Origin of the sequence: Trinickia soli, assembly GCF_002879855.1 — a bacterium.
GTDB classification, from domain to species: Bacteria; Pseudomonadota; Gammaproteobacteria; order Burkholderiales; family Burkholderiaceae; genus Trinickia; species Trinickia soli.
In genome coordinates, this window is record NZ_PNYB01000024.1 from 35,744 (window position 1) to 60,990 (window position 25,247).

General features: G+C 64.0%; 23 protein-coding genes. 5 read left to right on the forward strand and 18 right to left on the reverse strand.

What is annotated here, in order from left to right; genetic code table 11:
* Window positions 1-18 precede the first annotated feature (18 nt).
* The 3 genes from C0Z19_RS22570 to imuA are packed head-to-tail and all read right to left on the reverse strand — an operon-like array spanning window position 19 to window position 5,302.
* Complete coding sequence (locus tag C0Z19_RS22570; protein WP_102612067.1) at window positions 19-3,168, reverse strand: error-prone DNA polymerase; 3,150 nt, start codon at window positions 3,166-3,168, stop codon at window positions 19-21.
* A gap of 6 nt (window positions 3,169-3,174) precedes the next feature.
* A complete protein-coding gene (locus C0Z19_RS22575; RefSeq protein ID WP_102612068.1) occupies window positions 3,175-4,665 on the reverse strand; it encodes a Y-family DNA polymerase in 1,491 nt (496 codons plus the stop codon).
* Window positions 4,595-5,302, reverse strand: a complete 708-nt coding sequence (gene imuA / locus C0Z19_RS22580; RefSeq protein ID WP_102612069.1) for a translesion DNA synthesis-associated protein ImuA — start codon at window positions 5,300-5,302, stop codon at window positions 4,595-4,597. The genes C0Z19_RS22575 and imuA overlap by 71 nt, the downstream gene beginning before the upstream one ends.
* Window positions 5,303-5,651: 349 nt before the next feature.
* On the opposite strand from imuA, the gene C0Z19_RS22590 reads away from it, so the two are divergent.
* Window positions 5,652-6,548: a helix-turn-helix transcriptional regulator gene (locus tag C0Z19_RS22590; RefSeq protein WP_102612071.1), complete on the forward strand. Its 897-nt coding sequence runs from the start codon at window positions 5,652-5,654 to the stop codon at window positions 6,546-6,548.
* Window positions 6,549-6,592: 44 nt separating this feature from the next.
* Here the strand turns inward: C0Z19_RS22590 and C0Z19_RS22595 are convergent, their stop codons facing one another.
* The 13 genes from C0Z19_RS22595 to sctV form a co-directional block, all read right to left on the reverse strand.
* On the reverse strand, window positions 6,593-7,633 hold the full coding sequence (locus tag C0Z19_RS22595; RefSeq protein ID WP_102612072.1) for an EscU/YscU/HrcU family type III secretion system export apparatus switch protein: 1,041 nt from the start codon (window positions 7,631-7,633) through the stop codon (window positions 6,593-6,595).
* Between the two features lie 27 nt (window positions 7,634-7,660).
* On the reverse strand, window positions 7,661-8,449 hold the full coding sequence (gene sctT / locus C0Z19_RS22600; protein WP_233196243.1) for a type III secretion system export apparatus subunit SctT: 789 nt from the start codon (window positions 8,447-8,449) through the stop codon (window positions 7,661-7,663).
* A gap of 2 nt (window positions 8,450-8,451) precedes the next feature.
* Window positions 8,452-8,946, reverse strand: a complete 495-nt coding sequence (locus C0Z19_RS22605) for a hypothetical protein (protein ID WP_102612073.1) — start codon at window positions 8,944-8,946, stop codon at window positions 8,452-8,454.
* A complete protein-coding gene (locus tag C0Z19_RS22610; protein WP_102612074.1) occupies window positions 8,927-10,306 on the reverse strand; it encodes a FliI/YscN family ATPase in 1,380 nt (459 codons plus the stop codon). Before C0Z19_RS22610 ends, C0Z19_RS22605 begins: the two co-directional genes overlap by 20 nt.
* A complete protein-coding gene (gene sctL, locus C0Z19_RS22615) occupies window positions 10,303-10,950 on the reverse strand; it encodes a type III secretion system stator protein SctL (RefSeq protein ID WP_102612075.1) in 648 nt (215 codons plus the stop codon). The genes C0Z19_RS22610 and sctL overlap by 4 nt, the downstream gene beginning before the upstream one ends.
* A complete protein-coding gene (locus tag C0Z19_RS22620) occupies window positions 10,932-11,669 on the reverse strand; it encodes a bcscK (protein WP_102612076.1) in 738 nt (245 codons plus the stop codon). Before C0Z19_RS22620 ends, sctL begins: the two co-directional genes overlap by 19 nt.
* The gene (gene sctJ, locus C0Z19_RS22625) at window positions 11,659-12,423 is read right to left on the reverse strand and encodes a type III secretion system inner membrane ring lipoprotein SctJ (RefSeq protein WP_102612077.1); all 765 of its coding nucleotides are present in this window, start codon (window positions 12,421-12,423) and stop codon (window positions 11,659-11,661) included. Before sctJ ends, C0Z19_RS22620 begins: the two co-directional genes overlap by 11 nt.
* Before the next feature lie 62 nt (window positions 12,424-12,485).
* Window positions 12,486-12,956: a hypothetical protein gene (locus C0Z19_RS22630; RefSeq protein WP_102612078.1), complete on the reverse strand. Its 471-nt coding sequence runs from the start codon at window positions 12,954-12,956 to the stop codon at window positions 12,486-12,488.
* 102 nt (window positions 12,957-13,058) lie between these two features.
* Window positions 13,059-13,259, reverse strand: coding sequence for a hypothetical protein (locus C0Z19_RS22635; protein WP_102612079.1), 201 nt, complete (start codon window positions 13,257-13,259; stop codon window positions 13,059-13,061).
* A gap of 156 nt (window positions 13,260-13,415) precedes the next feature.
* Window positions 13,416-14,594 carry an FHA domain-containing protein gene (locus tag C0Z19_RS22640; protein ID WP_102612080.1) on the reverse strand — a complete coding sequence of 393 codons (1,179 nt, stop codon included), beginning with the start codon at window positions 14,592-14,594 and terminating at the stop codon, window positions 13,416-13,418.
* Entirely contained in the window at window positions 14,595-16,703 is a 2,109-nt protein-coding gene (gene sctC, locus C0Z19_RS22645; RefSeq protein ID WP_233196244.1) for a type III secretion system outer membrane ring subunit SctC, read from the reverse strand. It abuts the gene before it with no gap.
* An 8-nt stretch (window positions 16,704-16,711) separates the two neighbouring features.
* Complete coding sequence (gene sctS, locus C0Z19_RS22650) at window positions 16,712-16,969, reverse strand: type III secretion system export apparatus subunit SctS (RefSeq protein WP_102612082.1); 258 nt, start codon at window positions 16,967-16,969, stop codon at window positions 16,712-16,714.
* A gap of 34 nt (window positions 16,970-17,003) precedes the next feature.
* On the reverse strand, window positions 17,004-19,232 hold the full coding sequence (gene sctV / locus C0Z19_RS22655; protein ID WP_175084070.1) for a type III secretion system export apparatus subunit SctV: 2,229 nt from the start codon (window positions 19,230-19,232) through the stop codon (window positions 17,004-17,006).
* Window positions 19,233-19,478: 246 nt separating this feature from the next.
* Here sctV and C0Z19_RS22660 point away from each other — a divergent pair, with 246 nt between their 5' ends.
* Genes C0Z19_RS22660 through C0Z19_RS22675 form a run of 4 tightly spaced genes read left to right on the forward strand, consistent with a single transcriptional unit; the run spans window position 19,479 to window position 22,961 of the window.
* Window positions 19,479-20,354, forward strand: a complete 876-nt coding sequence (locus tag C0Z19_RS22660) for a helix-turn-helix transcriptional regulator (protein WP_175084071.1) — start codon at window positions 19,479-19,481, stop codon at window positions 20,352-20,354.
* Between the two features lie 5 nt (window positions 20,355-20,359).
* On the forward strand, window positions 20,360-21,565 hold the full coding sequence (sctQ, locus tag C0Z19_RS22665) for a type III secretion system cytoplasmic ring protein SctQ (protein ID WP_102612084.1): 1,206 nt from the start codon (window positions 20,360-20,362) through the stop codon (window positions 21,563-21,565).
* A complete protein-coding gene (gene sctR / locus C0Z19_RS22670; protein WP_102612085.1) occupies window positions 21,558-22,217 on the forward strand; it encodes a type III secretion system export apparatus subunit SctR in 660 nt (219 codons plus the stop codon). Before sctQ ends, sctR begins: the two co-directional genes overlap by 8 nt.
* A 15-nt stretch (window positions 22,218-22,232) precedes the next feature.
* Window positions 22,233-22,961 (forward strand): lytic transglycosylase domain-containing protein, encoded by a 729-nt coding sequence (locus C0Z19_RS22675; RefSeq protein WP_102612086.1) that lies wholly within the window; start codon window positions 22,233-22,235, stop codon window positions 22,959-22,961.
* 41 nt (window positions 22,962-23,002) lie between these two features.
* Here the strand turns inward: C0Z19_RS22675 and C0Z19_RS22680 are convergent, their stop codons facing one another.
* On the reverse strand, window positions 23,003-24,088 hold the full coding sequence (locus C0Z19_RS22680; RefSeq protein WP_158243050.1) for a helix-turn-helix transcriptional regulator: 1,086 nt from the start codon (window positions 24,086-24,088) through the stop codon (window positions 23,003-23,005).
* A 60-nt stretch (window positions 24,089-24,148) separates the two neighbouring features.
* Complete coding sequence (locus C0Z19_RS22685) at window positions 24,149-25,159, reverse strand: LysR substrate-binding domain-containing protein (RefSeq protein ID WP_102612088.1); 1,011 nt, start codon at window positions 25,157-25,159, stop codon at window positions 24,149-24,151.
* Window positions 25,160-25,247 lie beyond the last annotated feature (88 nt).

The window sequence follows — 25,247 nt, forward strand, 5'->3', positions numbered from 1 at the left end:
CGCCCGAGCGCTTCCGGGTCAATGGAAGTTGCGGCTTTCCGATTGCAGCCCACCGAGAAGATGCGACAAGTCCACGAGCCGCTTGGCCACGAGATGTCGCACTTGTCCTTGGCACTGCCATACGCCGTATACGGCGAGCAGCGAAGCGCCGAGCACTTCCCTGCGCTGCTTCTCCAAAAGACCGGGCCAGATGATGACGTTGACGTTGCCCGTTTCGTCCTCGAGCGTCATGAAAATCACGCCCTTGGCCGTGCCCGGTCGCTGACGAACCGTGACGATGCCGCAGCCGCGAGCGGGTTGGCCGTTGCGATAGCCATTCAGTTTCGCCGCCGGCATCAAGCGCTGCTCCAGTAGGCGTGCCCGCAGCAGCGCAAGCGGATGACGCCGCAGCGTCAGTCCTGCCGAGCGGTAGTCGGCCACGATGTTTTGTCCTTCGGTCGGTGCGCCGAGCAATGGCGTATCGTCGGCCCCGACTGCCGCGGCCAGCATGTCCTTCCCGGGTACGGCGGCCACCGAATGCCACAGCGCTTCGCGCCGATTGCCGACGAGTGTCGACAACGCATTGGCATCGGCAAGCACATGCAGATCATGTCGATCGAGTTGCGCCCGCCGCGCGAGATCGTCCACGCTCTCGAACGCTCTGACAGCTCGCGCATTTTCGATGCGCCCGGCCGCGTCTTCTTTCATGCCGCGCAACAGCGAAAGGCCGAGGCGTACGGCCGGACGCGCCGCGCCCTCGATCGGCTCGAGCGCGGCATCCCATCCGCTGACGGTCACATCGCACGGCAACACTTGCACGCCATGCCGGCGCGCGTCCTGCACGAGTTGCGACGGCGAGTAAAACCCCATCGGCTGGCTGTTCAGCAACGCCGCCAGAAACGCCTCGGGCTCATGACGTTTGAGCCAGCTGCTCGTATAGACGAGCAACGCGAAACTGGCCGCATGACTTTCAGGAAAACCGTATTCGCCGAAGCCTTTGATCTGCTCGAAGATCGCATCGGCGAAGCTGCGTTCGTATCCGCGCGCGAGCATGCCGTTGACGATGCGATCGTAGTACTTCTGCAGATCGCCCTTGCGTTTCCACGCCGCCATCGCGCGCCGCAGCTGATCGGCCTCGCCCGGACTGAAGCCGGCCGCGATGATCGCGACCTGCATCACCTGCTCCTGGAAGATCGGCACGCCGAGCGTCCGACCCAAGGCCACCTCCAGGTCCTTGCTCGGATAAGTGACGGTTTCGAGCTTTTGGCGCCGGCGCAAATACGGATGCACGGCGCCGCCTTGAATCGGCCCGGGCCGCACGATCGCCACTTCGATCACGAGATCGTAAAACGTCTGCGGCCGCAACCGCGGCAGCATGCTCATCTGCGCGCGCGATTCGATCTGAAACACGCCGACCGTATCCGCACGCGAAATCATCTCGTAGGTTGCGCTGTCCTCGGCCGGGACATCCTGCATTTCGAAGCGCTCGCCACGCCGCTCGGAGACGAGATCGAGCGCACGCCGTATCACCGACAACATGCCGAGCGCGAGGACATCGATCTTTAGTAATCCTAACGATTCGAGATCGTCTTTGTCCCACTGAATGACGGAGCGATCGGGCATCGCCGCATTCTCGACGGGCACGAGCCGCGTGAGCTTGCCGCGGCTGATGACGAACCCGCCCGAATGCTGCGATAGATGGCGCGGAAAATTGAGCAGCTGCGCAGCCAGCCGCGCCCAGGCTTGAATCAACGGCTGGGTGGGATCAAGCCCCGACTCTTCGAAACGCGCCAGCAAATCGCGGCTCGTATCGAACCAATGGTGCGACTTGGCGACGGCGTCGACGATCTGCGGATCGACGCCGAGCGCTTTTCCCGTTTCGCGCAATGCGCCGCGCGGACGGTAAGTCGAAACGGCCGCCGCGATCGCCGCGCGATGCCGGCCGTATTTGCGATAGATGTACTGCATGACGATCTCGCGCCGCTGGTGCTCGAAATCGACGTCGATGTCGGGCGGCTCGCCCCGCTCTTTGCTGATGAATCGCTCGAACAGCATGTTGCCGCGTGCGGGATCGACCTCGGTGATGCCCAGGCAATAGCAAACGGCCGAATTGGCCGCCGAGCCGCGCCCCTGACACAGAATATTCTGGCTGCGCGCATAACGAACGATATCGAACACCGTCAGAAAGTACGGCTCGTAACGCAGCTCGGCAATCAAATCGAGTTCGTGCTCGAGTTGTTGCTGCACCTGATGGGGAATACCGGCGGCAAAACGCCGCCGGGCGCCCTCGTATGTCTCTTTGCGCAAATACGCGGTGGGCGTGAATCCTTCGGGCACGAGTTCGTCGGGGTACTCGTAGCGAAGCTCATCGAGCGAAAACCTGCATCGCGACAAAATATTGAGCGTCTCGCGCAGCGTCTCGTCGGGATAAAGATTGGCGAGGCGCAGGCGCGAACGCAAATGCTGCTCGGCATTGGGGGCAAGCTCGTAACCGCATTCATGAATGGGCTTGCCGACGCGAATCGCCGTCATCGTATCCTGCAACGGCTTGCGCGAACGCACATGCATGACGACCTGACCCAGTGCGACGACAGGCATGCCCTGACGATGCGCAACATACTCGATCGTTCCGCGATGAATATCGTCCATCGCCCGCTGATGAAGCACGAGGCCCGCCCATGCGCGGCCCGGGAAGGTTTCGTCGAGCCATTCGAGCTGCGCGGCAAGCGCCTCTTCCTTTGCCGGAAAATCGGGCACGAGAATGGCAAGGCACTCGGGCATCCCTCGCAGATGCGCGAAGCCGGATTCCGGCCGCGAAAAATCGAAGGGCGTCAGCCGATATTCGCCCTTCGGCGAGCGCGTGCGCGCGAGCGTGACGAGCTCCGCCAGATTGCCGTACCCCTCGCGATTTTGCGCCAGCAAGATGAGCCCGAACGAGGGCGAACCGTCGGCATGGCGCAAACGGAAATACGAGCCGATGACGAGCGGCAACCCGACCTGTTTCGCGGCGTCATGCGCACGCACGACGCCCGCGAGCGAGCATTCGTCGGTGATCGCGATGCCCGCATAGCCGAGTTGCGCCGCCCGCTCGACGAGTTCTTGAGCATGCGACGCCCCATGCAGGAACGTGAAGTTGGAGAGGCAAAAAAGCTCGGCGTACGCCGGCAGCCCATTGAGACCGGGAACCATCGCACGTCATCCAAATAGGCCGTGGAGAAACCAGCGCGGCCCTTCATCGGCATCGCGGCTGCTGACACGTTCACGAAAAATCCAGTAATAGCTTTTATCGTCGGCCTCGGCGACGAAGTAATCGCGCGTGACGAGCTCGCCGTCGAACCAGCCCGCTTCGATACGTTCGGCCGGCGAGACGACGCGCAGCGGCGATCCGTAAAACGGACGATGCGCACGCATCAACAAGCGCAAAGGCTGGGTCAGCATCCAGGTCGGTCGCGGCAACCCTTCGGGCAATGCGCTTTTGGCGTAAGACGCATTGGGGGCGAGCGGCGCCCAACGGTTGGCGACCTCGGGCCGGTAATCGGCAAGCGGTGCGGAACGCAGTACGTTGCCTTCGCCAAGCCGCGCCACCAGCAACTCGAGCAGGCGCGCATGGCTTTGCGCCGACCCGCCGGTATCGGGAAAGAGTTGCTCGGCCGGCGGCACGGCCGCTTCCACCTTCGAGGCGTCGAGCCGCACGGCGATCATGGGGGCCGACAGCTCGATGCGATGCAGCCGCTCTTTCAGCAAACGCAACAGATGGGTTTCTTGCCAGGCAGGCTCGCTCAGTGCGATCTCGATCACGGTAGGCGCCACCGCTTGCCGACCGCGCTCGTGTTCGAGCGAAAGCGTAACGGCCGTCACGGCCAATTGCTTCGCGCAAAGCCAGCCGCACAACTGCACGATCAACCGATGCGCGGCATGCACCGCACCCTCCGCATGCTCGATCCGATCGGGCAATTCCATGCGCGCGGAAAACGTAGGCGGCAGCGCGAGCCAATCGAAGAGTTCGGGCGCCGTGCCAAAGGCGCGATCGAGCGAATCGAGCACGTGCTCGCCGCAGCGGCGCTGCAAGCCGGCGCGAGGCAGACGGCGAATGTCGGCGATCGACGCACAGCCCAGGCCTGCGAACCACTCGACGAACGGCCGCGCCTCCGGCACCGCATGCATCGGGAGCCGCGACAAGGCGCGTTCGAGCGAGGCGAGCTGCATGACGCGACGCTGGCCGTAGCACGCCAGCAACCATGCACCCTGGCCCGTAGGCGCCACGCCGATACGCGCGGTGAAGCCCAGCGTGTCGAACAGCGCACGCGCCTGCCGGCACAGCACCCGCACGCCGCCGAAAAGCCTCAGGCTCGCGCCGACTTCGACGATGACCGTCGCTTCGTCGGCCAGCGCGACATCGGGAGAAAACCGCATCAGCGCCACGCCGACCTCGCGCTGCGCCGCGACCTCGCGCGCCGCGTCGCGCTCGTACAGCCGGGCCTCGGCCAATAACGTCAGCACGCCGCCGCGTCTCATGCCGAGGCGAATGCCGGCCGCTTGCGCCGAGGCATCGGCCATGACGACCTTGTCCTTCTCGAACACGACACTGCCGGCCCCCGGATGGCCGGCCCCCAAATCAGGCAGCCACTTCGGCCGGAACACTTCGAGCGCCAGTTTCGGCAAATGAACGGCGAGAAAGACGCGCATGGCGAGACAACAAAACAGGCGTGGGTTGAAGAGGAATCGACAAAGGCTCCGTGCGCGACGGCCCTCGTCGCTTCACGATATCGACCATCAACCCGCTGGAGGACGGCCGCAACGCCAGCCGCAACAGTGCCGGCGAGGCATCCTGCGCAACCGTTAAAGGCCGCACCATCACGAACAACGTTTCGCTCGATTGCGCCGCCAGATGCAGACGCCGCAATGATGACGACTGGGCGTATGGCATCCAGAAAATCAATGCCCCGCAACTGCCGGCCCGCAGGATTTGCTCGGCAGACCACAGGGCATCGCCCGATTTCGGCGCCTTGACATGCAGCAGGCGATCGAGCGATAGCCCGATGTACCCGAGCCCCAACCCATTGGGCACCTGCGGCGGTTGCAACAGGGCGATCGGCCGTTCACCCAGCGCACTCAGAGCAGGCTGCAGCAACCGCATTTCGCCGATTCCCGCCTGCTGCACGAGCAGATCGACCAATGCACCGAGCGGCCAACCGCCGCCGGGCAACTCGGCCGACAACGCCGGATATCCCGTTTCCAATACGCGAGCACGGCCGCCAGCAAGCTGCGAGGCCCGCCATAACGACGGATGGATGTCTTCGGCACGAAGGGAGGCTGCGAGCATCGGGCACCACGATTACTGTATATCCATACAGCATCTTACACGCAAATACGCAGCGATGAACTGGAACTTTTAAGGGGCTTCGTGGGGCCTCGCACCATTACCACGCGCCACGACGTTTCGTAAATTCCCCCGAACCTCGTAGCATCCGGAGCCGCCAAACTACGAAATGACAAGCGGCACGGACCGGTTGCCCTCAATAAAATCCTCACAGATGCGCAAAGGTGCTACCCGCAGGTGCAACCCGGCTACCTTCCCATCTCTCAATGACGCGCCTCTCGCAAGCCATGCGGCGCCGTAAACGTGTTCCGAAAACAACGCCGGCTTACCGGTCGACAAACAGGAAAACTCCATGTCTTACATTGACGTGGTCGAAGAACGCGAAGATCTGCAATACGTCTCGACGGCGGCGCCCTACCGGGCGCCCGAGCTCAAGTCGCAGCCGCCCTGCGAGATTCGCTATATCGACGAAATGGACGTATCCCCGCTCGTGCGCGCCGAGGAGACCGGCGACGCGACCTTCATCGCCGCGGAACTCGGCGCGGCCCGCACGGCCGACGAACGAATCCGCATGATTCGCGGCATCCTCAACATCATCGGCTTCAGCGGTCTCGGTTACGCGGCCTTGAAGCTCAATGCGCAAAAGCAGCCCGAGCACGCGTATCTGCTGCGCAACTATCTGTCGACCGATCTGCTGCCGCGCTCGCTCGAAAACGGCTATCTGCTACGAGACCCGCATATGCGACGCGCCTTCGAATCGAGCCGTCCGCATGTCTGGGATCTGCGCTCGCTCGTCAATGCGTCGCGCAAGGACGGTATCGATCCGCCGCTACGGCGCTACTTCGACGGCATGCGGGAAAACGGGCTCGCGAGCGGACTCGCCTTCAGCCTGCCGATCCCGCGCACGACGATGCGCGCGCTGATTCTGTTCGCGGGCCCCCCCGAACATTGCGAATGGATCACCGACAGCGTGATCGCCCAAGCGCTCGGGCTCGGTCTTTCGCTGCATCAGCGCTGCGCCGCCTATGTGCAGGCGATCTGCCGGCAGGAGGGCGCAAACAGCCTGTCGCAGTTGCAGCAGCGCATTTTGGGCGCGGTCGTCGTGGGCATGTCCGACAAGGCGATCGCCGCGCGGCTGAACACGACCGTCCACAACGTCGACTACCATTTGCGCCAGCTGCGTGAAAAGTTCGGCGCGCGCAATCGCAGCCAGCTCGCTTATCTCGCGGGCAGGATGCAGGCCGTATGACGGTGCATGGCGCGCATGGCATTTCTCCCCGACGGCGTACCGCTTCAAGTCGGTACGTCTTCGCCGTCGGCCCAACGCAAGACCGTGGCCACGCGCCCATATAGCCCGCGCTCGATGTATTTGTATTCGCGTGCGCTCTCGTAAAGCGCCTCGGCGAGCGGCCCGTCCGCCACGGTCGGTATAAGAAATTCGCCGGCCCATTCGACGATACGCCGAGCCGTCTCGCCTTCGCCGCGAGCCGCGACCCACGGCAGCTTGCCCTTGCCGGCATAACAAAGCGCCACCGCGGCGTTCGCGGAATGGATCACGGCCGAAGCCATCTTCACGCGATCCTGCAACGAATTGAAAACCATCTCGTGCGCCATGCTGCGGCGGCGCGAATTCATATGCGGATCGCCCTCCGACTCCCGGTGTTCGCGCCGCACTTCGTCCATCGACATACGGTGTTGCTTGAGAAACGCGTACTGCTGGTAGGCGTAATCCAGCGCCGCGAACGCGACGAAGATGAGCGCGGCCCAACCGGCGAGCGAAAGCAGAAGCTTGCCCGTGACCGCAAGAATCGCATCGGGACGCAGGTATCCGGCCTGCAACGGCGCGCTCAACGAGCCGCGCAGAAGCACCCACAGCGTCACGCACAAAATGAGTGTCTTCACGCCGGTCTTGAGCAGGTTGACGACGCTTTTCATCGAGAACAGGCGCGTCATGCCCGAGGCGGGATTGAGCCGCTCGAAGCTCGGCGCGATACGCGAAAAAGCGACCAGCCCGCCCACTTGCGCGAGCGAGACGGCCAACCCCGCCGCGCCCGCGAGCACCACGATGCCGATGCCAAGCGTCAGCCACCCTTGCAACGCCAGCGACATCACGGTTGAAATCGATTGCTTCGGGTCGCGCGCGGCCATAGCCGCGAACATCGCATCGAACAGCCCTCGCAAGGTATCGAAGACGCGCGGCGCCTGCGAGCCGATCGCCGCGAGCACGACGAGAAACACGAGCGCCGCGCTCACTTCCGAGCTGTAGACGATCTGGCCTTTCTTGCGCGCATCGCGCAAGCGCTTTTCGGTAGGTGCCTGGTCCTTTTCGCTCATCTCGACGAAGCCTTTCAGCGGTACCGGTCAAAGCATCGATCTGAGCAGATCGAGCAGCGAATTGTCGGGGCCCAGATACGCATGCAGCGTCGCATAGATGAACGGCAGAAACAGCGCCATCATCAACACAGCCACCGCGCTTTTCACGGCCTGCGACATCAGAAAGACATTCAGCTGGGGCATGGCGCGGCTGACGAGACCAAACCCGAGTTCGACCAGTACGAGCACCATCACGACCGGTGCGGCCAGCTTCACGGTCCACGTCATGATGCTCGTCGCGCCGCGCGCAATGAACGGCAACAGCGCAGGGCCAAAATGCGGTGCGAACGACGCCACCGGCCAAAGCCGATACGATTCGAACAGCGCCGAGAGCAGCAGGTGCAAGCCGCCGCTCGTCACGAACAACGTGATCGCCAGCAGATTCAGAAAACCCGCGCAGGGGCCCGCTTCATACTGCGCAATCGGATCGAAGAATGACTGATTGCTCGATCCCGTTTGAAAATCGATGAGCGTACCGGCCGTCGCAATCGCCCACATCACCGCGCTGAATGCATACGCGAGCAGGATCCCGATCAGGGCCTCCTTCGCCATGAGACCGACCCACATGAGCGGCGCCAGATCCTTCAACGCATGGACATCGAGTACCGGGCCGATGAACAAGATGATGACGGCCATGAATCCGTTTCGCACGAGCCCCGTCAAAACGGCCGAGCTGAATGCCGGCACGATCATCATGATCGGCATGACACGCGGCAGCACGATGATGGCCGGCCGCGCGAGTTGATAGGCAACGTCGAATGAATCTGTCGCCAGCACCGTCAGCCCTCGTGCTCGCCCAGCGGCGCAATGGCAACGCGCAGCGCCGCTTCCTCGGCGCGGGCTTCGTCGGCGGCCTCGGCGCGTTGCGTCGCGGCACGCGTCAGGCGCTCGGCCGTGCGTTCGGCTTGATCGCGCTTGGCATCGGCACGCCTCAATTGCTCACGCAGTTCGTCAAGACGCGCGGTTTCTTCGCGTACCCGCGCGAGCGCCGGCACGGTCAGCTCGCGGGCGGCCTCGATCCGATCGTCGAACAACTGCCAATCGATGCCGACGCCGACAAGTTCGCGCGCGGAACGGGGCTCGCCCAATCGTTGGCTGGTCAGTACACGCCCCGCTTCGAACTTCGCCGCGATCAATCGCTTCACTTCGTCTTCGGCACGCCGCCATTCGTCGCGCGCGGCCTCGACCACAGCCTCCTGGCGCCGCACTTGCGCGAGCACGACGTCACGTCGCATCTCGCGCACGCGCGTCAGCTTAGCGATGATTTTGTCCATATTCGTTCTCCAGAGCCGCCAGCTTGGTCAACGTATCGCCGTAGGGTTCGAGCGCGGCCGGAGACTGGCAGGCAAACTCGCGCAGCGCGCCGCGCGCAGCCAGCGCCGCATCGGCCAGAGCATCGCTGCCCGCGCGGTATTCGCCGATCTGCACGAGCAGCTCGATCTCCTGATATTTGGCGAGCAGTTCGCGCGCCCATGCGGCGCGACGGACATGCGTATCGTCGACGACACGCGTCATCACGCGTGACGCGCTTGCCAACACGTCGATGGCGGGATGATGTCCCGCCTGCGCCAGCTTGCGCGAAAGAATGATGTGCCCGTCAAGAATCGAACGGACTTCCTCGGCAATCGGATCGCTTTCGTCGTCGCCTTCGACGAGCACCGTATAGAACGCCGTGATCGAGCCGCGCGCACCCTGTCCCGCACGTTCTAGCAATTGCGGCAGCACCGAGAATGTCGAGGGCGGAAAGCTGCGCCGCGTCGGCGGCTCGCCCGAGGCCAGACCCACTTCACGCTGCGCGCGCGCAAAGCGCGTCAACGAATCGACGAGCAACAAGACGCGCAATCCTTTGTCGCGGAAGTATTCGGCCACCGCCGTCGCGACATACGCGGACTTGACGCGCTCCATCGCGGGGCGATCCGACGTCGAGACGACGAGCACCGTGCGCGCAAGCGCTTCGGGCGAGAGGTTGTGCTCGATGAATTCGCGCACCTCGCGTCCACGCTCGCCGATCAAACCGACGACGGCGACGTCGCACGAAGCGCCGCGCGCGATCATGCCGAGCAACGTGCTCTTGCCCACCCCGGCCGGCGCGAAGATGCCGACGCGTTGACCGATGCCGGTCGTCAGGAATGCATCGATGGCGCGCACGCCCGTCGGTAGCGGGTCGTCGATGAGCGTGCGATCGAGCGCGCCCACGGGTTCGGCGAAAGCGCTCACGCGCGTGCCGCCCTTGATCGGGCCGCGATTGTCGAGCGGCTCCCCAAGACCGTTCAACACGCGCCCGAGCAGCGCGTCGCCTACTTCGAACGTATGCGCATGTCCGGTGGGCAAGACTTCGGTCGCACTCGATAAGCCGGCAAGACTGCCAAGCGGCGTCAGCACTGCCGTTTGACGAGAAAACCCGACGACTTCCGCAAACATCGGCGCAAGCCCCGGCGTATGCAGCTCGCACACCTCGCCGAGCTTCGCATGGACACCCGAGGCGTGAATCAACAGCCCTGCAGTCTGCGTGACGCGCCCGCGCATACGCAGCGGATTCACTCCCTCGAGCGCCTTCGCGAACTCGTCTTCGTTCGCATCGCCTCGCAATTGCGCGAACAGCGCATCGCGCCAGCCAGAATCCGTTTCGCTCATGCGTCCCTCCGTGCTTCGATCACGGCCCGAATCGCGTCGATTTGCGTCGACAGACGCGCATCGATGCTGCCAGCCGGCGTCTCGACGACGCAATCATCGTCGCCGAGCGACGCATCCGATACGACGCGAATGGCTTGCGACCGCATCGCGGCGGCGTCCGCATGCGCTTCGTTGGCGATGGCCTCGCGTCGATTGGCCACGGCCTGCTTCATCACGTCGACCGATTCGGGCGCCACGCGCACGACCAGGAAGGCCTCGTCGCGCACATAAGCGTCGATGCGTTTGAGCGCGAGCTCGAAAATGCGCTCCCGCGCGAACTCGCCGACCAGCTCGCGCAATCCACGCACGACCATATCGGCCATCTTCCGCCGCGACAAGGCAAGCGCGTGCGCCGTATCGAGCGCCGCCGCATACGCGCGCTCGGCGCCTTCGCGCTCGCCTCGCGCAAATCCTTCGTCGTAGCCCTGGCGCATCATCTGTTCCTTGCGCTCTTCGGCGTCGGCAACGATGCGCTCGGCCTCCTTCTTCGCCGTCGTCACGATCGAGTTCGCGTCGAGCAGCGCCGAATACTCGTGCTCCTTGAGCACGCGCCGCTCGGAGAGCATCTGCAGATTCTCGCCGGTGATCAGAAAAGCCAGTCCCATGCTCGCAACCTCTCGGGGATAAGGCAAAGAAACAGCAGCTCGGCCAGCTCTGAGCGTTGATCGTCGCCCAGTCGATAGGCCGGCTGCACGTCGGCGATACGCGGCAGTTTCAGGCGCGTGCGCGCGAACACCGGCAAGCCGGCGGGCGCGATGAAGTCGAGCAGCAAACGTGCACCGCGCGCACCGATCTTCTGCACGACGAGCTTCGGGTAGCGCCGCATCGGCTCGAGCGTCTCGCTGACCGCGTCGAACGGCGGCGTCTCTTTCCGCACGAATGCCATCGTCTGCGCGCCGAAATGCAACTGCAGGGTCTTTTCGACGCCACGCGTCACGTCGCTGCTCAGCAGCCACGACTTGTGCAGGCACAATCCGCACAACTTCGCCAGTTCCCCGAACGCGTCGCGCGGCAGCAGCGCCAACCGCTTCTCGCGCCCACCGAAGTCGTAGTCGGCCGGCACCGCGCCCGCGGCATCGGGCTGCAAGCCCACCTTGTCGAGCAACGCGCGCGCGAGCACACGCTTGCCTCGATCGCCGAAACGCGCCATGTCGTTCCATGGCGCCGGCCAGATACCGAGCGGCCAACTCGGATCGACGTACTCGTCCGGACGTAAGTTGAAATCCGCGATGAGACGGGCGAACCGTCCGCGATTTGCCGGAGCCCGCCATAGCTCGTGCGCGCTCCCGCTCGAATCGTCGATCAGATCATCGTCAACCGACATGAGTCTGCTCTTGCGCGACGCCGCCCGACGCCGAGCGCCCCATCAATTTGAACTGGCCACGCCGCAGGAAGAACACCGCCACGGCGACGATCGTCGAGAGCACGAGCAGCACTGCAACCAACGACAGCGCGCCGGCGAACGGCCCCACCTGAAAGCCTTGTGGACGATCGTTCTCTTTCGGCGCCGCCGCCTGCAAGAACAGCGACACGTTGTCGTACGAGAGGCCCTCGATGCTGTGTGCCACGAGATCCTTGACCATCGGCGCCATCATCTTCAGGTCGATGCCGGGACGATATTTGACGTAGACCGACGCCGAGGACGGCTTGATCTTGTCCGACAACGGATCGTTCTCGGGGATCACCACATGCACGTGCGCGACGATCACGCCGTTGACGTCGAGCAAGGTCCGCTCGAGTTCCTGCTCGGCACCGTAGATATAGCGAATGCGCTCTTCGGCCGGCGTCGAAACGAGGCCCTGCTTCTTGAAGATCTCGCCGAGATTTTGCGTCGGCTGACGCGGCAGGCCCACCGCCTTCAATGCATTGAGCGCGGTCGGCACCGACGACCCATCGACCAGCAATTCCCAACCATGATCAGGCACTTCGGACTTCGACGCGCTGATGCCGGCATTGGCCAACGCCGCGATCATCTCGTTGGCCGAGGACTCCGTCAGGTCCATGTAGAGTTCCTGCTGACAGCCAGCCAGCAAGAAGGCGCACGCGAGCACAACGCATGCGCGCAGCAGCGTTTTCATAGGTGTTTCCTAACCTGATGCGCAGCGCAGCGCGTTATCCGCGTGCGTGGCGCGATAACCGGCTACTCGGCGTTGTTCTTCAGCAGCGAATGGGTGACGCCATTCGATGCGTCGGCCATGGTCATACTGAACTGATACTGCTGCATGGTCGCCGAAGTGGTCATCGTGAAATCGGCCATCTTCACCATCGCCAGCACGGGGTCGCTCGTATCGAGCAATGCGGCCGGGTGCTCCATCTGCTGCATCGCTGCGTCGTAACGCGCGTCCAACGCGGCCGTTTCCTTGCGCATGTGGTCGACCAATGCATCCAAACTGCGCGTCTCATGCACACCACGATGCATATGGACGGTGCCGACAGGCGCGGACTCGGCCGACTGCGCGGACATATGCGCATGGAACGCGCTCGCCTCCGCGGCGTCCGCTTCCTGATTGGGCGCGGCCGGCATCGCCTGAGTCGCCGCCGCGGCCGCGCTCGCGCCCTTCGATTTGCTCGCTTCCGACAACTCGACAGTCGGGACGGCTGGAACGGTCATATGTGCCTCACTGATGATCGGAACAACAAAAAAAATCGACCGGCCGGGCGCCGCTTGCGCAACGCCCGGTCACAACCAGGCGGTAGATACCGCCCGGTTAACTTACGAAACGTGCGCGCCCTGACGCAACGTCTGGCACATCGTGTCTACCGTGCTGCTCTTGCCTTGCACGGCCGACATGGCGGCCTTGTTGCCGTCCTGAAACGTGCTGAATTCCAGGCTCTTGATCTGGAAGTCTTGTTCCTGCTTTTGCATGTCGCTGAACGTGCTGTCGACGCTGCTCGTGCCACCGATGCTTGCCATTGTTTCTCTCCTTTGCGATTTAAATGCGATGCCCCTTTTGCCTAGGGCGCTTAACAAACGCGCGTTGCCGCGCTTGCTTGCTCAAGCGAGGCCATTCGCCTCGCCAGAACCCGACTACGCGAGCGGCGCTTTCGCCGGTACGCCGCACCGCGAAACCTAGCCCGGCGGCGCCGCGACAAATTCGTGCGCGGCCGCCGAGCTCACATCCATGAAAAATCGATCCGTTCCCCTCGCGAAGATCACACGGTCGGTGCTGATCTGCCGCACTTCGAGCCCGCCGGGCAATCGCGAACCTTCGAAATACCGCGCCCCGTCGGAGGTCTCGATGAAACGCGTGCCGCTGCCGTCGTCATAGACGCCCACGATGTCGGGCACCTCGCCGGCGATCGGCGGCGCAGCCTTCTTGTTCGTGGGCGCAGCCCCTCCTGCATAGGCCACGTGATCGATGACCTGCAACGCGGGCCGCGCGTCTTTCGTGAAATTGGCGACACGCTGCTGAAGCGACCGGTTGGCCGCGCCGCCGACGAGCAGCGTGCCGTGTCCGCCGTAGGTCACCGATAGCGGCGTATCGCTGAAATAGAGCCGTGCCGACCCGAGCAACTCGTCGATCACATAGACGTCGCCGATCGTCGTCTGCGGAAACGTCTGCACGATCCGCTGAATCCGATCGCGATCCGATAGCGAGTTGACATAGCCCGCTACGACGAAGCCGGTGCTCGTTGGCTTCACGCTCAGTTCGGGATAGTCGTGCAGCGCCGCCGCCACCTGTTGCATGCGTTCGGTCGCGCTGGCCTGAAACCAGAACGGATCGGTCGCGCCGATCGCAAGGTAGGCCCCCCCGGCCAGCACGAGCACGCCCCAAAGCACGCCCAGGCCGACGACGAAGCGCCGGCTGGCCATCCACGCCGCCCAAGGCGCCGCCGCCCAACGCGTGAGCCGGCCCGTCGCAGGTTGCGCTTGCGACGCACCAGCCGATGCGCGCGGCTCCGCCGAAGGCACGATGCCGAGCTTCAGTTCGCCGATTTCGACGACGTCGCCGTGCCGCAGCGCGCGTCGCGTCGCGTCGAGCGGGACGCCATTGAGCGTCGCCTCGACATCGCCGACGTTCTGCACCGACACGGCGATCTGCCCCACCGAAAGCCGCAGTTGCCGCGGTGCGATGTCGCGATCGGGCACGATCACATCGCATTGCGCGGACGAGCCCACCCAGTTGTCGCCGAGCTTGAGCGCCAACGTGCGGCCGTATAACGGCCCGCTCAAGAACGACAGACTCCACGGCGCCTTCGTCGAAGCCACCGCGGCCTGCCTGGATGGAGAGCTCGCCTCGTCGCTCATTCAATGCTCCGATCCGTACGTCGACACCGCCGACGAAACGATTTGCGTGGCTGCGCCCGTCCGCATCCCCGGCTTCGTCTCGGCAGGCACGCCGTCATGCGCGGGCGCATTCGAAGGCAAGACCGAGGACGCAGGCGCAGCCGCCGTAGTCGACGCACTCGCGCGCACGCCCTCCTTCGCCGGCGCCTTCGGCGCCGCAGCAGGGGTGCCCGAATCGAGCGCGGGCGCCGCGCTCGAAGACGGCGGCCGCGTGCCCGGCGCTGCACTAGGCGGAACGATCAGCGGCGCACTCGGCTTGTTCGGCATCGCCTCGCCCGAATTGAGCGGCTGCCCCGGAATCAACGATTCGTCGCCCAGAGGCGGCGCGCTCGGATCGAACGTGCTCGCCGTTTCGACGACACGCGGCGTGAGCAGATAGAACCGGTCGGAGCGCGACCCGTCCTTCGACGTGTACTTGAACAGGTTACCGATCCATGGAATGTCGGAAATCCATGGAATGCCGGTCTTCTTGGTCGTGAGCGAGTCATTGTTGAAGCCGGCGATCAGCAGGCTCTTGCCTTCGTCGATCATCGCCTTCGTCACGATGTTGCGCTCGATGACTGCCGGCACCTGTGTCACTGTCAGCGTGCTGCTGAGTTCGCCATCGTCGATATCGATCGACATCATCACACCGGGCTTGCCCAGATCGTTGACGATGCGCGGCGTGACCTTGACGCTCGTGCCCGTTGTGATGCCGTACAGCGAGGAGTCCTGATACCCGGCCACCTGGACATAGAATTGGGTCAGGTTTTCGAGGATCGCCTCATTGTTGTCGAGCGTCAGAATCAGCGGCTTCGACAGCGTATGTGCCCGCCCCTTGTTCTCAAGCAGATTGATGCGCGAGAGCAGATAGTTGCGCATCGCGCCGCCGATCGACGCTGTCAGCGCCATGCCCGCCGGTGTCGTCGCGCCGGTTTGGCCGCTCTCGGAGCCGGAACTGAACTGAAGCGGCGGGTTGGCGCCGTTGCCGAATTGGAAATCGCCGCCCGGCGTATGCAACCGCCAATCGACACCGAACGAGTCGAGCGCGCTCTCGTCGATGTCGATGATCGTGAGCCCCACTTCAATCAGCCGCGGCCTCGCATCGAGCGCCGAAATCAGCTGCGCATATTGCGCCATGTGCTCGGGCACGTCGCGCACGATGACCGAATTCGTGCCCGCATCGGCAACGATTTGCGGCAACGCGATCGGCTGACCCGAGCCGCCGAGCGATTCGCCCGACGTGCCGCCGGCCGTATCCGAGCCACTTGCCGCGCCGATCGAGAGCTTCGGCACGTTCACCGTATCGCCCGACGACAGCTTGACCTGCCGGGTCTGCGTTCCGAGCCGGGCCCCAAAGCCCGGCAAGCCGCGGTTCTCCTCGTTCTTGCCGAACAGGCGGCCCAGCGTCGTCGCAACGCCCGGAATCGTCACTTCCTTGCCCGCGCGATTGACCTGAAAATCGGTGGCATACGCGTACCGCAACGGGAACGCACGGATCTCGGCGCGATCGAGCCCGCGGCTCGGGTCGGTGATCGTCGAGATCGCCTGCCGCACGAGTTCGACGTAGCGCTGCGGACCCGATACGTAAATCGTATTCTCGCGATCGCTGATGATCAGCGGGAAGCGCTTGTCGGGAATCTGCATCGCCTCGAGCGTGCGCGAGAGCTCCCCCGCACTGCCTTTGGGGATCGGGAACACCTGGGTCTGCCCATCCTCGGCGCGGTCGATATAAAGCAGCGACCCGTCGAAGTAGTACGTGAGCCCGTAGGTGGCGCAGACACTGCGCAACGTCGCGAGCGGCGACCCCGAGAAATGGCCGCTGATCGTGCCGTCGACCTTCGGGTCGATCACGGCGGTGACACCTTGCGCGGAAGCGAGCTCGCGCACGAAATCCGAAACCTTCTTGCCGTCGGCGACGATCGTATAAGGGCGGTCGCGCCATTGCAATTCAGCGGCATGCGAGAAACGAGGCACGCCCAAGAGACCGGCGAGCGAGAATGCGAGCGCGCCAAGGGCGAGCTGCGAAAGACGCACAGCGTCACGGGAACGAGCAGCGTGAGCGCGGCGCATGCGACGAGAAGAAGGCATCGGAATGCTCAAAACAACCTCGCAAAAGACTGCTGACCGAACAACAAAACCGAGCGACCGATCCAGCCGCCCGTCACGATGATCGTCACCATGACCGCGATCATGCGTGCGGCCAGGCCGATCGTTTGATCCTGCAATTGCGTGACGGCCTGCGCCAACGCAACGAACAGCGCTGTGCCCGCCGCCACGAGCACGACCGGCAGCGACAGCATCAGCACGAGCAGCAGCGCTTGCCGCGTAATATCCAGAATCGTTTCCGTAGTCATCCGATAGCCCTCTGCCTCATGGGGTGGCGGTTCTTCACGAACCCATCGCCGGGTTCATCACCCAGCCGATCGTGCGCAACTCGACGTCTTCTTCGAGTTCCTGATACGAGAGCACCGGCAGGTCCGGCAATGCACCGGCCAGCGTCGTGCGTACATAGCGGCGCGCATTGAGCGAAACGACGACCGCCGTGCGCACCGAAGTCGCGCGCTTGCGCGGCATGCTCGCGCCCGACGCGCTCTGGTGACCGTCGAAGATGTTTCGCACCTGTTGGCAAACGTCGTCCTTGACCTCGCGCGCGAGAGCGAGGATGTTGCCCTGCTTTGTCCGCAGCACGGCCTGTTCGATACGCTCCTGCAGCACGGGCTCGAACATGATGACGTCGAGCTTGCGGGCATTGCCGACGTGACGATCCGTGATCATCCGGCGCAGATCGACCCGCACCAGCTCGACGAGCGCGACCGTGTCCTCGGGCTCTTTCGGCGCCCACGTGATCATGCTTTCGAAGATGATCCGCAGATTGCGAATCGGAATGTCTTCGACGAGCAGCCGCCTGAGCACTTCGGTAATCCGTTGCAGCGGAACGAGCCTCATCAGCTCGGCGACGAGCTCGGCATAATCGCGGCGCACGAGCCGGATCAGGTGCTGCGCCTCCTGGATACCAATCAGCGCGGCCGCGTGCTTGCGCACTTCGCTTTCGACGTGTCGGGCCAGCACATCCTCGCTGCGCAATCCGACCGTGCGTGTCACCCTGGCTTTGCTCGCGCCGAGACCCCAGGCGTTGTTCGTAGCAACGGGCGCGGCCTCTTTGGCGTCGGATTCCGCGGCGCGCGCATCGAGCGGCAGCCAGACCGGCTGCGAAAAAGGGCCGAACGACTCGCCGGGCGTGCGCTCGACGTTCTCCTGCAATGGCGTCGCCCCGTCCCACAACAGTTGATCGGGCCGCAATTGCCCTTCCGATGCGAGCACGTCCTGCACGAACACCTGATAGCTGCCATCGGACATCGCGGCATCGAACGCGACATGCACACGCGGGAAGATCGGGCCGATGTCGGCATCGACGCTCGTCTTCGCCGCGGCCAGCGCTTCTTGCAGACGCACGAGATTCAGATGCGGAGACAGGTTGCGCGACAACGTCACGGCCAGCGGCGAAGTCACGCCCGACGTATGCGGCCCCACCTCCGTTTCGCCTTCGTCGGAGATCGGTTCGGCCAGCGTAATGAGCCTGAGCGGCGGCATCGCCTTGCGCCGACGCAGCAGCAACACGCCGCCACCGCCCGTTGCAAGCGCAAGCAAGCCGAACGACCAGGCAGGAAAGCCGGGGACGCACGCAAAGGCGAGCAAGATGACCGCCGAAATCAGCAGCGCGCGAGGATGGGCCGTCACCTGCTTGCCGATCTGCTCGCCGAGCTGGCTGTCGTTCGCATCGCGCGTCGCCACGCGGGTGGTCACGACACCGGCAGCAATCGAAACGAGCAGCGACGGAATCTGCGCCGACATGCCGTCGCCAACCGTCAGGATTGCGTAGCGGTGCAGCGCGTCGGCCACGCTCATATCCTTCATGACCGTGCCGACCGCAATGCCGGCCAGAATGTTGACGAACGCGATGACCGTCCCGGCGATTGCATCGCCCTTGACGAACTTCATCGCGCCGTCCATCGCGCCGTGAAGCTGCGATTCCTGTTCGAGCCGCTCGCGCCGACGCTTCGCCTCGTCGGAACTGATGATCCCGGCCCGCAGATCGGCGTCGATGCTCATCTGCTTGCCGGGCATCGCATCGAGCGAAAAACGCGCGCCGACTTCGGCCACGCGCTCCGAGCCTTTTGCAATCACGATGAACTGCACGATTGCGATGACCAGAAACACCACACCGCCGACGACAAAATTGTTGCCGACGACGAGCCGCCCGAATGCGTCGATGATGTGTCCGGCACTGGCGTGGAGCAGGATCAGCTTGCACGAGGCAATGTTCAGCGACAGACGCAACAACGTCGTAAACAGCAGCATGGCCGGAAACGACGAAAAGCTCAGCGCCGACGGCAGATAGGTGGACACCGTCAACAATACGACGCTGATGGCCAGATTGAGCGAAATGAGCGCATCCATCACCGCCGTGGGCAGCGGCAATACAAATAGCGACACGACGATCGCCATGAAGCCGGCCAACGCAAGATCGTAGGGTTTCACGGGACGACGCGCGTCGTCGGCGCCGCTTCGGCCCGGCAACCACCCCCTCATTTGCTTCCTAAGCGCCGCCACCGACATGAGAGCCCTCGCTCGAATATTTCCAATTCACGCTATGCGAAAACGCAGATCCGCGACGGAAAGTGTAAGAGCGAGGGGTGGTCGTCTCAATCGTGAATTTCGTAGTAATTCGCAAATCGACTGCGAGGTCACCCCGAAACACTACTGAACAGTGCAGTTCCGCGGCCTATACCCCTACGGCTATAGTCGAAAACCATGAAACTACGCTCGAACACGCGTAGCGCCGCTTACAAGAAGGAGGACTGCATGACGAACCCCGAGGCGCGCAAGCGCCTGCCGAAAGGCAGCAGCGAGCGAGATCCCCGACACGCAATCGACTTTATCGAGGTGGCCGATTGCCAGCTCGTAGTCAGCAAGAACGTCGGCCGTTCAGGCGACGCGAACGGCGGCGATCGCGCCTCCGAAATCGCGACCGACCTCGCCGCCGCGCATTCGGCGCATGAGCGCAAGCAGTTGCTGCGCATCGCCCTGCGTACGATCGGCTTCGATTGGTTCTGCTACTGCAGATTGACGCGGCTCGGCGAGATGGTCAATCGCGCGCGCTACTTCGACTTGTGCTCGCCGCCGGGCTGGGCGCAGCGCTACGTCGATCAGCGCTACTTCGACGTCGACCCGCGCATGGCCTTTGCTTGCCGGCACGATTGGCCCCTTGTTTGGGACCACGAGACGCTCGCCGCCGACGGCCCCGTCACCCCCGCATCGAGCGAGCGCATGCAGCGCTTTCTCGAAGACGCCGACGGCTGCGGCACGCGCAGCGGCATCGCCTTCGGCCTCGTCGATCCCGGCAGCCTCGAGCACAGCGTGATGATCTTCAGCTCCGTCAACGCAACGAGCGAATGGATCAACGACCGCGTCGTAGGCCAGGCCTATGCGCTCGGCCTCGGTGTCCACGCGTTCCTGGCGGGGCAAATGGCGTCGATGGCGCAAACGCCGACGCTCTCCGATCTGCAGCGGCGCATCCTCAACTTCACGGCCAGCGGCCTCAGCGACCGCGAAATCGCGCAGCAACTGAACATGTCGCGCAGCAACGTCGACTATCACATGCGACAAATCCGCAAGAAGTACGGCGTCCTCAACCGTGTGCAGCTCGCGTACCTCGCGGGCCGCTTGTTCGTCGTCTGACGCTGATGTTCGCTCCTCCCGCGAGCGCCACGCGCGACGCAAGCGTGCCGCGCGAAGCGAATGCGTCGCGAGAGACCGGCGCTGCACGTTCCGCTTCCGCACCTCAGGCGGCCCAGCCCCTCGCCAGCGCCGCCGGTCTGCCGCGGATCAGTACGCTCGCCGCACACGCGCTCAATCGCGCGTACGCGTGGCCCGCACCGTTCGCACTGGCATTGGCACGCGGCAACTACGCATTGCGCTGGGACGCCGACGCCGAACTGGCGGCGCCCGGTCACGTCTACACGTTCCGCTTCGGCCCGGCCGAAGGCTGGTTCGTGCTGGACGCGATCGGCGAACACGAGTTGATCGGCGATGCCGCCAGCGAAACCGTGCCCGTTGAAATTCGCTGTGCGCTGCTTGCCGATGCGCTTGCCCCAATCATCGACCAGCTCGAAGCGAAAACGCGCCAGCGCATCGAACTCGGCGTCGCACACTCCGGCGCCCACGTGCACAAGAGCGAGTTCATCAACGAGCGCGACCTGTTGCGCTTTTCCGTGACGAAGGCCGGCAGCGCATGGCGCTGTCATGGCGCATTGCGTTTTGCGGAAGAGCGCTTCCTGGGCCTTGCCTGCCCCACAGAGCCGCCGCCGCCCAAGGTGGAAGCATCCGATTTCGACACGTTACCGATAGCGCTGCACTTCGAGGTCGGTTCGACGATGCTTAGCGTTGGCGAACTTCGTTCGATCGCACCGGGCGACATCATCGGCATCGAACGCTGGCAATCGTTCGGTCAGGCGCTTCGCTGCATCGCGACGACGCGAGACGGGCGCCTGACCGTGATGGCGAAAGCGGTGGGTACGCGCATCGTCATCGACCAAATCGAGGAGAATCCCGTGACGTCCAATCCGCGCTCCGATGCGTCGGCGCCGAACTCACCGACATCGACCGCGAGCGCTCAAACGGCGGCCGGCGAGGCGTCCGCCGAGCCGAAGCTCGCGCAGCTCGACGCGCTCGAAGTACGGGTGTCGTTCGAGCTCGACGAACGATCGATGCCGCTCGCCGAGTTGAAGGCGCTCAAGAGCGGTTACGTGATCGAACTCGAGCAGCCGCTCAATCAGAGCACCGTGCATATCCGCGCGAACGGCGCACTCGTCGGGCAAGGGCATCTGATCGCCGTCGGCAATAAGCTCGGCGTCCGCGTCTCGCGTTTTTCGGAGAACGGCGATGAGTAGCATGCCGAGTCCCGTAACAGCCATCTTTCTGATCGTGGCGCTCGGCACGCTGCCGTTCGCCACGTTGATGGTCACGAGCTACACGAAGCTCGTCGTCGTGCTGGGCCTCTTGCGCACGGCGCTCGGCGTGCAGCAAGTGCCGCCGAACATCGTGCTGAACGGCATCGCCCTGATCCTGACGATCTACATCATGGCGCCCGTGGGCGGCAGCATCCTCGACAAGATGCAAGAGGATCACGTTTCGATTGGCAGTTCCCTGAGCGTCGACGACGTCGTCGCGATCGGGCAGGCGATCTCACCGCCGCTCAAGAAATTCCTCGAGCAACATACGGTGCCCGGCGAACGCAACTTTTTCATGCGCTCGGCCACGGCGATCTGGCCGGCCGAACGCGTCCAAACGCTGAAGGCGGACGACCTCATGGTGCTCGTGCCGAGCTTCATGCTTTCCGAACTGACGCGTGCGTTTCAGATCGGTTTCGTGATTTACGTCGTCTTCGTCGTGACCGACCTCATCGTGGCGAACGTTCTGCTTGCCCTGGGCATGCAGATGATTTCGCCGACGACGATCTCGATCCCGTTCAAGCTGCTGCTGTTCGTCATGCTCGACGGCTGGTCGCTGCTCGTGCATGGGCTCGTGCTGTCATACCGCTAGTCGGGAGGAAGAGCGATGCGTCGCATCTGGACGGCCGCTATCGTCGCCCTGCTTCTCGCCGTCAATGCAAGCGCCGCGCGCGCCAGCGATTTTCTTTCGTTGGCCGCGCGCTGCGCACCCAATGTCGACGGGCATACGCTGGCCGCGCTCGTCAGTGTCGAATCGGGCTACAACCCGTATGCGATCGGCGTCGTCGGCTCGCATCTCGTGCGCCAACCCGCCTCGCTCGACGAGGCCCTTGCGACCGTCGACAACCTGACGCGGCTCGGCTACAACTTCAGCCTCGGCCTCGGCCAGGTCAATCGCTATAACCTCGCGCGCTTCGGCGAATCCGTCACCTCGATCTTCGACCCCTGTGCAAACCTGCGCGTCGCGGCGTCGATTCTCGGCGAATGCTTCGCGCGTGCGGCGCGCGTCGAAGCCAACGAACAATACGCGCTGCGCAAAGCACTGTCGTGCTATTACAGCGGCAACTTCACCACCGGATTTACCGCGGGCTACGTCGAACGCGTCGTTTCCCATGCACTCGACGATGGGCATCACGAGGTCGCCCCGATTCCGCTCGCGCCAGGCGGGGCTGCGCCGCCCTCTTCGTCGGCCGCGCGCGGCGGGCCTGCCCGCGCCGCGCTTTCCCGTTCGACGCGCGGTGCGCATGCATCGCGGTGCGCGCCCGGCATCGTCGTACTGTCCGACTGCGTCAGCGATGGTCTGCCCCGCAATGGCACCGTCAAGATCCTGCGTTGAACCGACATGAACGGCGGCATCGAGCGAAACCGCCCCACGGTTCATCGATGCGTGGAGCCGCCGAGCAGAAACGCGAGATGCGTGCGATTGGCCGCGCCATATCGGCGACGCAACAGACGCAGGTGATAGTCGACATTGTGCGGCGTCGTTTGCAGACGCGCCGCGATCTGCTTGTCCGACAGCCCACCGACGAGACACGACAGAATGCGCGCCTGCATCTCGGTCAGCGTCTCTTTCTGAACAACATCGGGCGCGCCGACTTCGATAGCGAGGCGCCTTGGGTCCGACGCGAAGCGATGCAACGACAAACCGAACGCGAGCGCCTGCACGAACACATGTTCGGCGATCCATTCGGCACCTGTCCGGCCAGCCGCCAGGCTGACGACGGCGCGCACGCCGCCAGGAGCGGTGGGAATGCTGAACATGACGCCGCTTTGAACGCCTTCGCACTCGAGCGCCGGAAACAAACCGCGTAACGCTTCCGGCGAGCCGTCTCGACGCCACGCGCGCAGCAGCCAGTCGAGATCCCAGACGAGCGGCACGCTCGACGCGCTGACTGCGGCAAGGCGCGGATCGAGCCCGCCGTAGCCGCCTTCGATATACTCGCGGCCGAAGTGATGCGGCGCCGTGTCGTCGAGCGCCCATGCGTGAGCCGTCAAACGGTGTTCTGCCCGCTCATCGACCCGTGCATAGGCGAGCGCGCTAAAGCCCATGACATGCAACAGCGCGCGCAGCAAGCGCGCCCGTTCCTCCGGCTCCTCGGCCGACATCAACTGCACGGCGACCACCATCTCCGCGCGCAGTGCCGCGGCTTGCTGCCCGAATGAACCCGCGAGCCCGAGCCGCGGGGGCTCTGCCGCCGCGCCGCGAGAGCATCGGCACGCCGTATCGAACCGCTTTTTTGCATCGCCGCGTGAGCGCGCCGCGATGCGTTTCGTTACCTCCTGCGCGAGCCATAGCTCGACGCCGCAGCATTTCGTTCTCGTATCCATTTTCCAGACCGACGACACTTTCGACACACGCTGACCGAGCGCGCAGAAGCGCATGGCAGCGCTGCCGATTGAATGTACCGGCGTGGACAATGCATCGATATACGAATTCGTCGTCTCGCTATAGCTGCGAGACATACACGTACGCACGACGTCCGCGCAAACGTTGCACCACGCGGATCCGGCCATGCACCATCGTCATGCGAGGTTGACCCGATGTTCGCTGACGATCGCGCCGAGCGCATCGCGCAGCTCGCCGGCAGCCGACGCCACGCAACTGCGCAGCGATTCGGCGAACGGCCCGTCGAGGGTCTTGCTGGTGCCGAGCAGCTTCACTTCGAACTGAAGTTCCGGCGAAAGCAGATAGGCGTGTAGCTCGCCCGGGCCGCCTGCCACGGCCGTGAACGTGTCGAGCAGCGCATAGCCGATGCCTTGCGTGACAAGGGCCCGCGCGATGGAATAGGTTTGCACGACGATGTTGGCCTGCAGCCCCAGGCTTGCGTGCTGCAATCGCTGACCGATCAGCGAGCCGAGCGGCGTACCGTCGTGTAAGCGAATGAAAGGTCGATCCGCGAGATAACCGAGTTCGCTGAGCGGCGCCGATTGACGCAGCAGCCGCGGCCAGCCGATCGGCGTCGCGAGCACCATTTGCCCCGTCGACAGTACGTGCGCCTCGATGCCCGGCACCGCGGGCGGCGACAGGCAGATGCCGAGATCGACCGCGCCGGCGCGCAACGCGGCGACGACCTCGTTCGTATGCAACGTCGCCAGTTCGAAGGCAGCGTCCGCATGGGTGACGAGCATACGTTCGATCGCGCGCGGCAATACGCTGTTGGCCAGACTTGGCGTGACCGCGAGGCGCAGCGGCGCACCACCGCGGCGCACGGAAGCCGACGTAAAGCGCAGTTTCTCGATGGCGGCGAACACCTGCTCGACTTCGGGATAAATCGACTGCAGTTCGTTGGTCGGCACAAGGCGCCCGCGCACGCGTTCGAAAAACTTGAACCCGGCTTGCTGCTCGGCGTGCTGCAGCGTGCGTGAGACCACGGGTTGCGATACATGGAGTAAATCGCCGGCTCCGCTGATCGAGCCCGTGATCATGATTGCTCTCAGCACTTCAATGTGGCGCAGCCGCATGGGAGAAAGCGTCTTCTCAACAAGAAAATGAGTAGGGAGAATCTTACCTGCCACGCACGCGCAACGGCGCATCTCTTACCGACACCTTTCGAATTGAACGAAGGCTCGGGCAGGCATAGCCAAGGTTCGTAGTAATACACGGTTGAAGCGAAGAAAACCA